At 58.8% G+C, this 12771-nt stretch carries 14 protein-coding genes; 9 read left to right on the forward strand and 5 right to left on the reverse strand.

The features are described 5' to 3' along the window. Positions 1 to 7 precede the first annotated feature (7 nt). The 4 genes from AC13QE_RS07460 to AC13QE_RS07475 all read left to right on the forward strand — a co-directional run bounded on the left by AC13QE_RS07460 (position 8) and on the right by AC13QE_RS07475 (position 4303). Positions 8 to 1288 (forward strand): beta-ketoacyl-ACP synthase, encoded by a 1281-nt coding sequence (locus AC13QE_RS07460; RefSeq protein WP_132716873.1) that lies wholly within the window; start codon positions 8 to 10, stop codon positions 1286 to 1288. A gap of 54 nt (positions 1289 to 1342) precedes the next feature. Beyond that, entirely contained in the window at positions 1343 to 2371 is a 1029-nt protein-coding gene (locus AC13QE_RS07465) for a zinc-binding dehydrogenase (protein WP_015340187.1), read from the forward strand. A gap of 5 nt (positions 2372 to 2376) precedes the next feature. Further along, on the forward strand, positions 2377 to 3309 hold the full coding sequence (locus tag AC13QE_RS07470) for a lipid A biosynthesis lauroyl acyltransferase (protein ID WP_488483199.1): 933 nt from the start codon (positions 2377 to 2379) through the stop codon (positions 3307 to 3309). Positions 3310 to 3580: 271 nt separating this feature from the next. Then, the gene (locus tag AC13QE_RS07475; RefSeq protein ID WP_488483200.1) at positions 3581 to 4303 is read left to right on the forward strand and encodes a PAS domain-containing protein; all 723 of its coding nucleotides are present in this window, start codon (positions 3581 to 3583) and stop codon (positions 4301 to 4303) included. A gap of 188 nt (positions 4304 to 4491) precedes the next feature. On the opposite strand, the gene AC13QE_RS07480 is transcribed toward AC13QE_RS07475, so the two are convergent. Together AC13QE_RS07480 and znuA are read right to left on the reverse strand one after the other, a co-directional pair. Beyond that, positions 4492 to 5697 (reverse strand): GTP-binding protein, encoded by a 1206-nt coding sequence (locus tag AC13QE_RS07480; protein ID WP_488483201.1) that lies wholly within the window; start codon positions 5695 to 5697, stop codon positions 4492 to 4494. Between the two features lie 82 nt (positions 5698 to 5779). Further along, a complete protein-coding gene (gene znuA, locus AC13QE_RS07485; RefSeq protein WP_488483202.1) occupies positions 5780 to 6754 on the reverse strand; it encodes a zinc ABC transporter substrate-binding protein ZnuA in 975 nt (324 codons plus the stop codon). Positions 6755 to 6854: 100 nt separating this feature from the next. Between znuA and AC13QE_RS07490 the strand changes: the two genes are divergently transcribed. The 3 genes from AC13QE_RS07490 to AC13QE_RS07500 are packed head-to-tail and all read left to right on the forward strand — an operon-like array spanning position 6855 to position 8954. Continuing rightward, positions 6855 to 7739, forward strand: a complete 885-nt coding sequence (locus tag AC13QE_RS07490) for an ATP-binding cassette domain-containing protein (RefSeq protein ID WP_488483203.1) — start codon at positions 6855 to 6857, stop codon at positions 7737 to 7739. After that, the gene (gene znuB, locus AC13QE_RS07495; protein ID WP_488483339.1) at positions 7732 to 8559 is read left to right on the forward strand and encodes a zinc ABC transporter permease subunit ZnuB; all 828 of its coding nucleotides are present in this window, start codon (positions 7732 to 7734) and stop codon (positions 8557 to 8559) included. Before AC13QE_RS07490 ends, znuB begins: the two co-directional genes overlap by 8 nt. Further along, complete coding sequence (locus AC13QE_RS07500; RefSeq protein ID WP_488483204.1) at positions 8556 to 8954, forward strand: Fur family transcriptional regulator; 399 nt, start codon at positions 8556 to 8558, stop codon at positions 8952 to 8954. Before znuB ends, AC13QE_RS07500 begins: the two co-directional genes overlap by 4 nt. Before the next feature lie 50 nt (positions 8955 to 9004). Here AC13QE_RS07500 and AC13QE_RS07505 read toward each other — a convergent pair whose 3' ends face one another. Both AC13QE_RS07505 and AC13QE_RS07510 read right to left on the reverse strand, forming a co-directional pair. Beyond that, positions 9005 to 9535: a gamma carbonic anhydrase family protein gene (locus AC13QE_RS07505; protein ID WP_132716868.1), complete on the reverse strand. Its 531-nt coding sequence runs from the start codon at positions 9533 to 9535 to the stop codon at positions 9005 to 9007. A 16-nt stretch (positions 9536 to 9551) separates the two neighbouring features. Next, positions 9552 to 10247, reverse strand: coding sequence for a fumarylacetoacetate hydrolase family protein (locus AC13QE_RS07510; protein WP_488483205.1), 696 nt, complete (start codon positions 10245 to 10247; stop codon positions 9552 to 9554). Between the two features lie 155 nt (positions 10248 to 10402). Between AC13QE_RS07510 and dusA the strand changes: the two genes are divergently transcribed. After that, positions 10403 to 11401 carry a tRNA dihydrouridine(20/20a) synthase DusA gene (dusA, locus tag AC13QE_RS07515; protein WP_488483340.1) on the forward strand — a complete coding sequence of 333 codons (999 nt, stop codon included), beginning with the start codon at positions 10403 to 10405 and terminating at the stop codon, positions 11399 to 11401. Positions 11402 to 11527: 126 nt separating this feature from the next. Here the strand turns inward: dusA and AC13QE_RS07520 are convergent, their stop codons facing one another. After that, entirely contained in the window at positions 11528 to 11740 is a 213-nt protein-coding gene (locus tag AC13QE_RS07520; RefSeq protein ID WP_004109325.1) for a cold-shock protein, read from the reverse strand. A 468-nt stretch (positions 11741 to 12208) separates the two neighbouring features. Between AC13QE_RS07520 and AC13QE_RS07525 the strand changes: the two genes are divergently transcribed. Beyond that, positions 12209 to 12736, forward strand: coding sequence for a nucleoside deaminase (locus AC13QE_RS07525; RefSeq protein WP_488483206.1), 528 nt, complete (start codon positions 12209 to 12211; stop codon positions 12734 to 12736). Positions 12737 to 12771: the final 35 nt, after the last annotated feature.

Here is a 12771-nt window from a genome sequence, read left to right on the forward strand (position 1 = left end):
ACAGGACATGACCGCTTACAAGGATCATCTCGGACGTCCGATCGTCGCCGTCACCGGCATGGGGATCATCACGTCGCTGGGGCAGGGGCTACAGGATAACTGGAATGCTCTTTCTTCGGGCACGTCGGGCATTCACGGCATCACGCGCTTCCCGACGGACGGACTTTCGACGCGGATCGCCGGGACGGTGGATTTCATCGATATCCCCGTTCCAAACGCTGTCGAGCGCTCCTATGCTTTTGCCCGTGAAACAACCATCGAAGCTTTGGCACAGGCGGGAATTTCCGGCGATTTCGACGCGCCGCTCTTCCTGGCTGCGCCGCCGATCGAACCCGAATGGAGCGCCCGCTTTGAGCTGGCTGACCGCTCACCTCCGGCAGATCACGAGGGCGATGCATATGAGCGCTTCCTTGCCGCCATGCGCCAGCGCCCCGATCCCGCCTTCCACGAAGCCGCTCTTTTCGGCGCCATTTCCGAGCGCCTTGCCGACCGTTTTGGCACGCGCGGCCTGCCGGTAACGCTGTCGACGGCGTGTGCGTCAGGCGTGACAGCAATCCAGCTGGGCATTGAGTCGATCCGTCAGGGCCGCACCGCGCGGGCACTGACGGTTGCGACCGACGGATCCCTGAGCGCGGAGGCGTTGATCCGCTTCTCGCTGCTCTCGGCGCTGTCGACGCAGAACGATCCGCCGACGAAAGCATCCAAGCCATTCAGCAAGGATCGTGATGGCTTCGTCATTGCCGAAGGAGCGGCGACGCTGGTGCTGGAATCGCTGGAAGCGGCAGTTGCCCGCGGCGCCAAGATCCTCGGCATCATGAAGGGCGCCGGCGACAAGGCGGACTCCTTCCATCGCACACGCTCTTCGCCTGACGGCGGTCCGGCGATCGCGACGATCCGCGCAGCACTTGCCGATGCTGGCATGGATGAGAGCGATATCGGCTATATCAACGCTCATGGCACTTCGACGCCGGAAAACGACAAGATGGAATATGGCGCGATGTCGGCTGTCTTCGGTGAGCGGCTTCCGACCATTCCGGTTTCGTCGAACAAGTCGATGATCGGCCACACGCTGACGGCGGCGGGCGCAGTCGAGGCGGTATTCTCGTTGCAGACGATGCTGACCGGCACGTTGCCGCCGACCATCAACTACAATAATCCGGACCCGTCCATCATTCTCGATGTGGTGCCGAACAAGAAGCGTGAAAAGCAGGTGAATGCCGTCCTCTCGAACTCTTTCGGGTTCGGCGGTCAGAACGCCAGCCTTGTCATGGCGCTTGAACCGGCTTAAGCGGACATCTGAAAAACAGGATACAACTGCGCCCGAGAGGCGAGGGACTTTGCCATGCGTGCTTTGCAACTGATCGACGACCGCAAACTTGAGATCACCGATCTGCCGGAGCCGGAGGCGCCGGGTGCGGGTGAGGTGACCTTGCGCGTCAAGGCCGTCGCCCTCAATCATATCGACGTCTGGGGCTGGCGCGGTATGGCTTTTGCCAAGCGCAAGATGCCGCTGGTCATCGGCGCGGAAGCTGCCGGTGTCGTGGAAGCGATCGGGCCGGGCGTTGCCAATGTTCTGCCGGGTCAGCTCGTGTCGATCTACGGCGCGCGCACCTGCGGCCTCTGCCGCCATTGCCGCGAGGGACGCGACAATCTGTGCGAACATGTCGGCGGCGTGCATGGTTTCCATCTCGATGGCTTCGCGCAGGAGAAGGTCAATTTGCCGGCTCGCCTGCTTGTTCCGGCACCTCCCGGCGTCGATGCGGTCGGTGCAGCGCTTGCTCCTGTGACTTTCGGCACGGTTGAGCACATGCTGTTTGACAATGCCAAGCTCGAACCGGGCGAAACGATCCTCGTTCATGCCGGCGGCTCGGGTATCGGAACGGCTGCCATCCAGCTTGCCAAGAAGATCGGCTGCACGGTCATCACGACGGTCGGCTCCGACGACAAAATCGAGAAAGCCAAGGCCTTGGGCGCCGATCACGTCATCAACTACCGCACCGACCGCTTCGAGGGTGTCGTACGCAAGCTGACGAAGAAGAAGGGCGTCGACGTGGTTTTCGAGCATGTCGGCAAGGATACCTGGGCCGGCTCCATGCTCTGCATGAAGCGCGGCGGTCGTCTCGTCACCTGCGGCTCTACCTCTGGGGTTTCGACCGAAATGAACCTGATGATGCTGTTCCAGCAGCAGCTGAAGCTTCTCGGATCTTTCGGCTGCCGCATGGAGAACATGGCCAACGCGATGCAGAAGATGGCGCGGGGCCTCGTTCACCCAGTGATCGATACCGAAGTCAGCTTCAATGACATCGACCGCGCTCTCGAGCGGATGGAATCGCGCCAGATCTTCGGCAAGATCATCCTGAAGATGGACTGAGCCGCGTGAAGCTTTTCATCACCCGGATCGTGCTTGCGCTCAGAAATTTCCAGCAGTGGCTGGTGGCGCAGGTCATCTTCGGCTTCCTGAATTTCCTGAAACTGTTTCCGGCGGATGCGGGTATCAACTTTGCCGATCGCCTGACCCGCAAGATCGGTCCGCGTATGCGCCGGCATCAGCTGATGCTGACCAATCTGCGCAATGCCTTTCCGGAAAAGACCGAGGCGGAGATTGAAGAGATCGCACGTGCGAGCTGGGGCAATATGGGGCGCCTGGCAGCGGAATATGTCTTTCTCGACCGGCTTTTCGATTTCGATCCCTTTAGCGACAAGCCTGGCCGCATCGAAGTTTCCGGCATTCCGATCTTTCTCGATCTCCGAGACAATCCGCGCCCGTTTATCGTCTTTACCGGGCATACCGGCAATTTCGAGCTGTTGCCGGTCGCCGGCGCCGCCTTTGGTCTGAAGGTGACTGTGCTCTTTCGCCCGCCGAACAATCCCTATGTCGCTCAGAAGGTTTTCGACTTTCGTGCCAAGCGTATGGGCAATCTCGTGCCATCACACGCTGGCTCGTCGTTCGCGCTTGCCAGAGAGCTTGAGGCCGGTCGTGGCGTCGGCGTGCTGGTCGACCAGAAATTCCGTAAGGGTTTGAAGACGTTGTTCTTCGGTCGCGACGTAAAGACCAACCCGCTGCTGCCGAAGCTCGTGCGTCAGTTCAATTGCGAAGTCTATCCGGCCCGTTGCATCCGTTTGCCCGGCAATCGCTACCGGCTGGAGATCGAACCGAAGCTAGAGATGCCTCGCAACGAGGCCGGCGGCCTCGATCTGACTGCAACGGCACAGCTGCTGAATGACAAGGTTGAAAGCTGGGTGAGGGAAAATCCCGAGCAATGGCTCTGGTATCATGATCGCTGGAATATCAAGAAGAGCGTTTTCTAGGCCCATTTTTGCCTGGGCTAGCGGCAGTTTTGTCCGCATGGCCGCATTCGGTCTTCGTCCAGTCATTGTACTTATAAGCCTGGTTTTTCATAAAGTTCTCGTTTCCCGAGAACTTCTGCTCATCCCGATTGAAAGTGGGGATAAGTCATGTTAATTCAGAATATAGAAAGTTTGGTGAGAATGCGGACACCAAGCTGAATATCCTTGGGCATGGCAGCGCCGGGAATCGAGGCCCCTGCGTCCTGTTATGGTCAGGGACAGGAGGGCAATTTTGCTGGCACTCTTTCATGCCTTCTCCATGAAATGTAGTCAGATTCAGCGTGCGATAAAACTTGGCGACGACGAGCTTGTGGCATCGCTCGATCGTGAATTGGAGCCCCTTATCGCAGCTATCCTGGCCTATAAGGCCGTGAGTCTGCTTGAAATTTACATGCAGCTCCAGTTCATGAACAATCTCATCCGCGAAGAAGCGGATGATCGCTCACGGGTCCTGCGCAATTCTGCGTCGCTTTCGGCACTGATCGATCGTTATTTTGGCGGCGCGAGCGAAGCAGCGGGCGAAGTTTTCCGGGTCTTTTCGAGCGAGAAAATCGACCGGGACGATACGCTCGGCTTTGAAGAAGGCAGCGTTCTGAATGATGTCATTCTGGACAGCCTGCCCAATCGTGTCGCGGTCGTCACACGAGATTATCGCTATCTTTACAGCAACGCCGCCAATTCGGAATTTCTGAAATCGAAGCCGATGGAGCTTGTGGGGCGTCACATCTCGGAATTCATCGGCTCGGAAGATTTCGAAATCAGTCTGAAGGCGAAGCTCGATGCCTGCTTTGCCGGGGAAAAGGTGGAGTGTCTTTATCCCTCCTATCGGCAGATCGAACCCGGCAAGGTGTTTCGCTGCACAATCACCCCGTTACGTGCCAAAGATGAAGTGATCGGCGCATTGCTGGTCATGCATGAGATCATCGCCGTTCCCGCGGGTATGTTGGTGGCCTGAACCTGCCGTTCAGGCACCAAACAGCAATTTTCCAATTACGTCCGTGATCAGGCGGCGGTCCTCTTCGCCTGATTTTATGCTGGCCTGATCCGTTTCGTTCGTACCGGAGCTCGATCTCTCATCGGTCTGCTTGTCATTGGTGCTGCATTCGAAACAATGGCATTGGAATCTGATCGGTTTCGTCTTCTTCATACTGCGGTCATGTTCCAACTGGCAAAGGGATCGGGCAGGTTCCGCCAGCGTTCGGGCGTGAAGCCGTCCGCCTCAATCAGGCAGGCGTTCAGTTCGTCCGTGAGATGCTTTTCGTTCATCGGATCGGCGCCGATGAACACCAGCTCTTGGCGGCGATCCCCCCATATCGGATCGAAATAGGGCGCCAGCGCACGCTTGAAGCTCGGATCATGCGGCCACTGGTCTTGCGGCACGGCTGCCCACCAGAGGCCCATTTTGCTCGTGCGGACGAGCGCGCCGGCCTGACTCATCTCGCCGACAGAATAGGGTCTGGTCGCGAGCCAGAAGAAGCCCTTGGTGCGAATGACACCCGGCCATGACCGATTGAGAAAGGCCTGGAATTTAAGAGGATCGAACGGTTTCTTCGCGCGATAGACGAAGGAACGGATGCCATATTCCTCCGTTTCCGGAACATGATCCTTGAAGCCATGCAGCTCCTTATACCAGAGTGGATGGGTTTCGGCTCGATCGATGTCGAAGCGTCCCGTGCCGAGAACCTCCGATGGTTCCACCACACCGAAATCGGCTTCGATCAGACGTGCATCGGGGTTGAGGCCGACGATGATCTTGCGGGCGGCGTCGCGTTGCTCTGCTGTCGCCGCGCCGACTTTGTTGAGAATGACGACATCGGCAAATTCGATCTGCTCGACCAGGAGGTCGACGATGGTCCGGTTGTCGCCGGCGCCGGCGGTCTCGCCACGATCGGCAAGGAAATCCGTCGATCCATAGTCGGAGAGAAGATTGGCCGCATCGACGACGGTCACCATCGTATCGAGCCGGGCAACGTCGGAAAGACTGCTGCCGTCCTCGTCGCGGAACTCGAAGGTGGTGGCGACGGGCAGGGGCTCGGCAATGCCTGTGGATTCGATCAGCAGATAATCGAAGCGGCCCTGCTCGGCGAGCTGACGGACTTCCTTGAGAAGATCGTCGCGCAGCGTGCAACAGATGCAGCCATTGGTCATCTCCACGAGCTGTTCCTCCGTGCGGGAGAGATTGGCGCCGCCGTCGCGCACCAGCGCCGCATCGATATTCACCTCGCTCATGTCGTTGACGATGACGGCAACGCGCAAGCCCTCGCGGTTGTTGAGGATATGGTTGAGCAAGGTCGTCTTGCCGGCGCCGAGAAAACCGGAGAGGACGGTGACTGGGAGCTTCTTGTTCATGACAACTTCCTTTGTAATGTAATATCATTACATATATTGTGATAAAAAAAGCGAGCAACATGCCCGCTTCCTTCGGCGATGTTCAGCCTTGCGCTGAAAGGCAGGCTTTGAGGGAACTCGCGATGCCGCGCATCAGGTCGAAATAGAGATCCGGCCCCTGCGGCAGCGTTGCAGCTTCCGGATCGAGGGTTCCCGATTTTGCGGGGGTGCCTTCCAGCACCACGTTGACCAGCTTCGGTTCGAATTGTGGCTCGGCGAAGACGCAGGTCGCGCCGAGATCGGCGACCTTGCTGTGGATCTCGGCGACGCGCTGCGCGCCCGGAATGGTTTCCGGGCTGACCGTGATGGAGCCTGAGACGCGCACGCCATAACGGTGCTCGAAATACTGGTAGGCATCGTGAAAGACGATGAAGGGCTTGTCCTTTACCGGGGCGAGCGTCGAGGCGATTTCCATATCGAGAGCGTCGAGTTTGTCGTTCAGAGCCTTCTGGTTCGCTTGATAGGTCAGGGCGTTGACGGGGTCCGCCGCGACCAGGGAAGTTGTGATCTCGGAGACCATCGCCTTGGCATTATGCGGATCGAGCCAGAGGTGAGTGTCGAACTCGCCATGATCATGGTCGTGTCCATGGGCGTGATCGTCGCTGGCCTCATGCTCGTCGCCATCGTCATGCGGTTCGAAGGCGCCGCCTTCGCGGAACTTGAGTTTGGTAATGCCGGGCGCATCGTCGAGCTCGACGACGGTGGCGTTGGTACCGAGTGCGGCAAGTGGCTTTTGCAGAAAGGCTTCCATACCCGACCCAACCCAGAAGACCAATTTCGCCTCCTGAAGGCTGCGCGCATTCGAGGGCTTCAGCGCGTAGGTATGCGGCGATGCAGCGCCATCGACGATCAGATCCGGCGTGCCGACGCCCTGCATGACGGCTGCGACCAGCGAGTGGATCGGCTTGATGGAAACGACGACTTTCGGCGCATCGGCTGCAGTTGCGGCCGTACCGACGAGCAGGCCGGAAAGGAGAAGGGAGGCGGCGATGGGAAGAAGAGTTTTTGCTGCGTTCATGCCAGAAATGCCCTTGAATGGGTCTGTTATGTTATTACATCAATTGCGTTATGCTATAACGTGTGCGATAGCATGGCGCAATAGGGCAATTGGAAATTTCATGCTTTCTTCCATCGACAGCAAGAGCCGTCCGCTCGTGTCGCTCCATGATGTCGGCGTTCGTCGCGGCGGCCGCTGGCTGGTGCGTGGGGTCGATTTTTCCGTCAGCCGGGGCGAGATCGTTACCCTGATCGGCCCGAACGGTTCCGGCAAGTCGACCAGCGCCAAGACGGCAATCGGCGTCTTGAAGCCGGACGAAGGGCGCGTGGAGCGCATTGCCAATCTGAAGGTCGGCTATGTCCCGCAGAAGCTTGCGATCGATTGGACCTTGCCGCTCAGCGTGCAGCGGTTGATGACGCTGACGGGACCTTTGCCGGAGCGTGAGCTAATCGCGGCGCTGGAAGCCGTCGGCATCGCGCATCTTGCCAAGGCCGAGGTGCAGCATCTTTCCGGCGGCGAATTCCAGCGGGCGCTGCTAGCGCGCGCCATTGCCCGCAAGCCCGATCTGCTTGTGCTGGACGAGCCCGTGCAGGGCGTGGATTTCAACGGTGAGATCGCGCTTTACGATCTCATCAAGTCCATCCGCAATTCACAGGGCTGTGGTATCCTGCTGATTTCACACGATCTGCACGTCGTCATGGCGGCGACGGATACGGTGGTTTGCCTGAACGGCCATGTCTGCTGCCGCGGCACGCCGCAGACCGTCAGCCAGAGCCCCGAATATGTGAAGCTGTTTGGCACGCGGGCGGCGCAATCCCTGGCGATCTACAGTCATCATCACGACCACACGCATCTGCCTGATGGCCGCGTACAACATGCTGACGGCTCGATAACAGATCATTGCCATGCCGACGACGGCCACCACCATCATGAACATGCCGATCATGGTCACCATCATGGCCATGATCACGATCATGACCACAGCAAGGGAGAACGCCATGTTTGACGATTTCTTCCTGCGCGCCGTCGTGGCCGGCGTCGGGCTGGCGCTGACGACCGGGCCGCTCGGCTGCTTCATCATCTGGCGACGTATGGCCTATTTCGGCGATACGATCTCTCACTCGGCGCTGCTCGGCGTGGCGCTCTCGCTGCTGTTCCAACTCAATCTGACACTGTCCGTCTTCGCGGTTGCTGCACTCGTCTCGATTCTGCTGCTGTTCCTGCAGCGGCGGCAGGCGCTGTCGGCTGACGCGCTGCTCGGTATTCTCTCGCATGCGACGCTGGCGATTGGCCTGGTCATCGTCGCCTTTATGAGCTGGGTGCGGATCGATCTCATTGCTTTCCTCTTCGGCGACATTCTGGCTGTCACCCAGTCGGACATTGCGGTGATATGGGGCGGCGGCATTTTCGTCCTGGCGGCAATCGCCTGGCTTTGGCGGCCGCTTTTGGCTTCGACCGTCAATCCCGAACTCGCCGAGGCGGAAGGATTGCGGCCGGAGCGCGCAAGGCTGTTCTTCATGCTGCTGATGGCCGTGGTGATCGCGATTGCCATGAAAATCGTCGGTATCCTGCTTATCACCGCGCTTCTGATCATCCCCGCGGCCACCGCACGCCGCTTTGCCGCCACGCCGGAAACGATGGCGATCTTTGCTTCGCTGCTCGGCGCTATCGCCGTTGTCGGCGGGCTATTCGGGTCGCTGCGCTACGACACACCGTCAGGCCCGTCGATCGTGGTGGCGGCGCTCGTTCTATTTATCATCAGTCTGCTGCCCCTTGTTCGCAGGAGCGGCACGCCACCGGCGCAACAGAGAGGACAGTCGTCATGACCACTCCGATGCTCACCAAGAACCAGTCTCTCGTTTTCGATATCCTGATCAAAGCGGAAGCGCCGCTCAGCGCCTATACCATTCTCGACAAGCTACGCGATCAGGGCTTTCGCGCGCCGCTGCAGGTCTATCGCGCGCTGGACAAGCTTCTGGAATATGGCGTGGTGCATCGGCTCGAAAGCATCAATTCCTTCGTCGCCTGCGCCCATCCGCATGAGGATTGCCATAGCCATGGCCTCGTCGCCTTCGCCATCTGCGAAAGCTGCGGCCAAGTGATCGAGTTTCACGATCACGAGGTGGATCATCGGCTGATGGATTGGCTGAAATCGCAGAAATTCAAGGCGGAAAAGTCGACCATCGAAATTCGCGGTCATTGCGCCAATTGCGCGGCTTGATCTGCAAATTGCCGTTTATTTCATACTCGGCAAGTAGCTATTAGAAATTTCTAATCTAATCTCTTCAGATCGCGGGCGAAGCGCTGCCAGTTGGCGACATAGTTGCGGGCGGAGCGGCGCAGGCCTTCGATCGCGGCTTCATCCAGCGTGCGGATCGCTCTTGCCGGTGCGCCGACGATCAGCGAGCCATCCGGAAATTCCTTGCCTTCCGTGACAAGTGCATTGGCGCCGACGAGGCAATTGTTGCCGATCTTCGCGCCGTTCAGGATCGTTGCGCCCATGCCGATCAAGGAGTTGTTGCCGATGGTGCAGCCGTGAATGATGGCATGATGGCCGATGGTGCAGCCTTCGCCGATGGTGGTCGGGTAGGCCGGATCGGTATGGACCATCGTGCCTTCCTGGATATTCGTGTCCTTGCCAACGACGATCGGCTCGTTGTCGCCACGTAGCACTGCGCCGAACCAGATGCCGACATCTTCGCCGATTTCGACCTTGCCGATGACGCTGGCATCCGGCGCGATCCAATAGCGGTCCGGCTCGGGTGTTTTCGGCGTCGAGCCGGCAAGGGCGTAGAGCGGCATGGTCGATCCTCCTCGGTCAGACGACGTTCAGTACCAGGTTTGCAACGCCATCGACGGCGCAGCTGATCCGATCACCGCGGGCAACGGGGCCGACGCCGGCGGGCGTGCCGGTCATGATGATATCGCCGGGGGCCAGCGTGAAGAGCTTGGAAAGTTCGGCGATGATCTCCGGCACTTTCCAGATCATCTGCGAGAGGTCGCCTCTTTGTGCGGCCTCGCCGTTGCGCATCAGCCAGATGCCGCCCTTGTCTGGATGGCCGACGTGGGTGGCGGGTACGAGCGCGGAGATGGGTGCCGAATGATCGAAGGCCTTGCCGATTTCCCAGGGGCGGCCGAGCTTCTTGGCCTCGCCCTGCAGGTCACGACGGGTAAAATCAATGCCGACGCCATAGCCGTAGACGGAATCCAGTGCCTGTTCGACCGTGATGTTTGTGCCGCCGCTACGCAACGCTACGACAAGCTCCACTTCGTGATGCACGTCAGATGAAAGGGCGGGATAGGGAAAGTCGCGGGAGACCAGCAGATTGTCGGGGTTCTTCTGGAAAAAGAATGGCGGTTCGCGGGTAGGGTCATGACCCATCTCGATGGCGTGGTCGGCATAGTTGCGGCCGACGCAATAGACACGACGTACAGGGAAAAACTCGGTCTCACCTTCGATCGGCAGAAGGACAGGGGCGGGTGGCGGAATGACTGTCGTTAGTGGGGCGTTCATATGCGCTTTCGAAACTTTCATCTTTTTCAGAGGCCTGTTGCCCTCCGACTCCGTTCGGGCAAACTAGCATCATTGTGACTGCCACGAAAACTGGCCTTTTTGAGGGATTTGGTATAGAGCGCGGATCAGAAAGGTTTCCTATGTATAGCGACGCGCTGAAAACTGGCCGCAAGATCTTTGCGGTTGCCCCCATGATCGACTGGACAGATCGCCATTGCAGGTACCTGCATCGGCAGATCAGCCGGCATGCCTTGCTCTATACCGAGATGGTGGTAGCCGATGCGATCATTCACGGGCCGCGCGACCGGCTGCTGGGGCATGATGTCAGCGAGCATCCCGTTGCACTGCAGCTGGGCGGCTCCGACCCGGCCAAGCTTGCTGAGGCGCTGCGGATCGCAGAAGCCTATAACTATGACGAAATCAACCTCAACGTCGGCTGTCCCTCGGATCGGGTACAGTCAGGCACCTTCGGCGCTTGCCTGATGCTAACGCCGGAGACGGTCGCATCGTGCGTTGCCGCCATGAAGGCCGTTTCGAAGGCGCCTGTCACCGTGAAATGTCGGATCGGCGTCGATGAGCAGGAGCCGGAAGAGGCCTTGCCGGAGCTGATGACGCGCGTGCTCGATGCCGGCGCCGATGCGATCTGGATCCATGCCCGCAAGGCCTGGCTGAAGGGCCTGTCGCCGAAGGAAAACCGCGAAATACCGCCGCTTGATTATGACATCGTCTACCGCATGAAGCAGCGTTGGCCCGAGGTCTTCATCGGCATCAATGGCGGCATCCAGACGCTGGATCAGGCTGAGGCGCATTTGGCTCACGTCGACGGCGTCATGCTCGGCCGCGCCGCCTATCAGAATGCCGCCATTCTCGCTGACGTCGACCATCGCTTCTTTCGCGAAGCGGCTGCCGAGGCCGACTGGAACGGACTGCGCGACCGGATGATTGAGTATGTGGAGCGCCATATCGCCAATGGCGGTCGTCTGCAGCATGTCGCGCGGCACATGGTCGGCCTCTTCACCGGCTTGCCCGGCTCGCGCCGCTATCGCCAGATCCTCTCCACCGACGCCAACAAGCCGGGGGCTGGGCCGGAGGTGATTGCGGCCGCTTTTGCGGCAGTGGATTTCAGCGCGGATTCCGAGCGGGTCAGCGCTTGAGGGGCTATCTCGCTCGCCAGGGGCGAGATAGGACCCGAACCTGCTGCAAACCTCATCCTCACAAACGAAAAACGGCGCGGTTTGCACCGCGCCGTCCGAAACCTTATTCAGGCAGTCACCCGGGGCTTAGTTAGCCTGGATGTTGACAGCCTTCGGGCCCTTGCCCATGCGATCCGGCTCGGTGTCGAAGGTGACCTGCTGGCCTTCGCGCAGCGACTGGATGCCGGAAGCCTGAAGAGCGGAAATGTGGACGAAAACGTCCTTCGCGCCGCCGTCAGGAGTGATGAAACCAAAACCCTTGTCCTGGTTGAAGAATTTTACGGTGCCCTTGGTGGCCATGGGGGATAGTCCTTTACCCATCAGTCTTAGTTTATCCGGATGAACCCGGACGGCTTTGCTTCCGCAACATGCGAAAGCCAGTCGAGAAGTTCACGTACGGGGAAAGAACGTCTGCGCGGGTCAAAAGACCCAACCGCTGCCTGCCGCAAGCGGATCACCAAATCAGTCCAGTCACCGGCATGCAAATGCCCGAGCATGCATATGGGTGACAGGGTTTGTGGAAAAAGGCAAGGGGCAATATCGGGGCAGGGTGGGAAACGGGTAGGATAGGGTGGGGAATTTCAAGGGGTTGAGAAAGCTGGCGCCCGCGCGACCAACGAAGTTATCATTGCGAATGTATATAATGAGCTTGCTGGCCAACAAGAGCGCACCGGCGATGATCCAAAGCACGAGAATCCGTCATGCGGCTGCAACAAACGTTGCTATCTTACGTCAGCACAATTTTTAACACGGGATTCGAGAGGCTGCGTGGTTCAATTGAGTGATGACTATATGATGGGTCTCGCGCTTGATGAAGCCAGGATTGCGCTGGATGAAGGCGTGTTTCCTGTTGGAGCAGTTCTATGTACGGGAGATCAGGTTTTGGGACGCTCCCACAAAACTATGGTTTCGAATCATTTGAACCATGCGGAAATGAATCTCTTTCATCAGGTGTTTAGCGGAGATTACGCTTTCTCGCGAAACAATGGGCTGACGCTTTATACGACACTTGAGCCTTGCATCATGTGCTTCGGTACGATGATGCATTTGCCGATCACGCGGCTTGTTTTCGCTATGACCGATGCATATGGCGGATGTGCTCACGTCAGATTGGAAAATTCTCCTCCCAGACACTTTTCGAGAACGGTAGAGATTGTTGGAGGCGTTCGTCGCCGGGAGGCTTCCAAGCTCTTTGCAGAGTTTCTCGACACGACCACGGAAGAATTCTGGCTCACGGGCGGGGCTTCGCATTTTCAGGCCGCGGTGAGGGCCGAGCTTGATGAAGATGTACTGTAACACCGATAGTTCGGAGCCTTGCTTAATAAACTCCC

This window comes from Martinezella sp. CNPSo 3957, assembly GCF_057784395.1.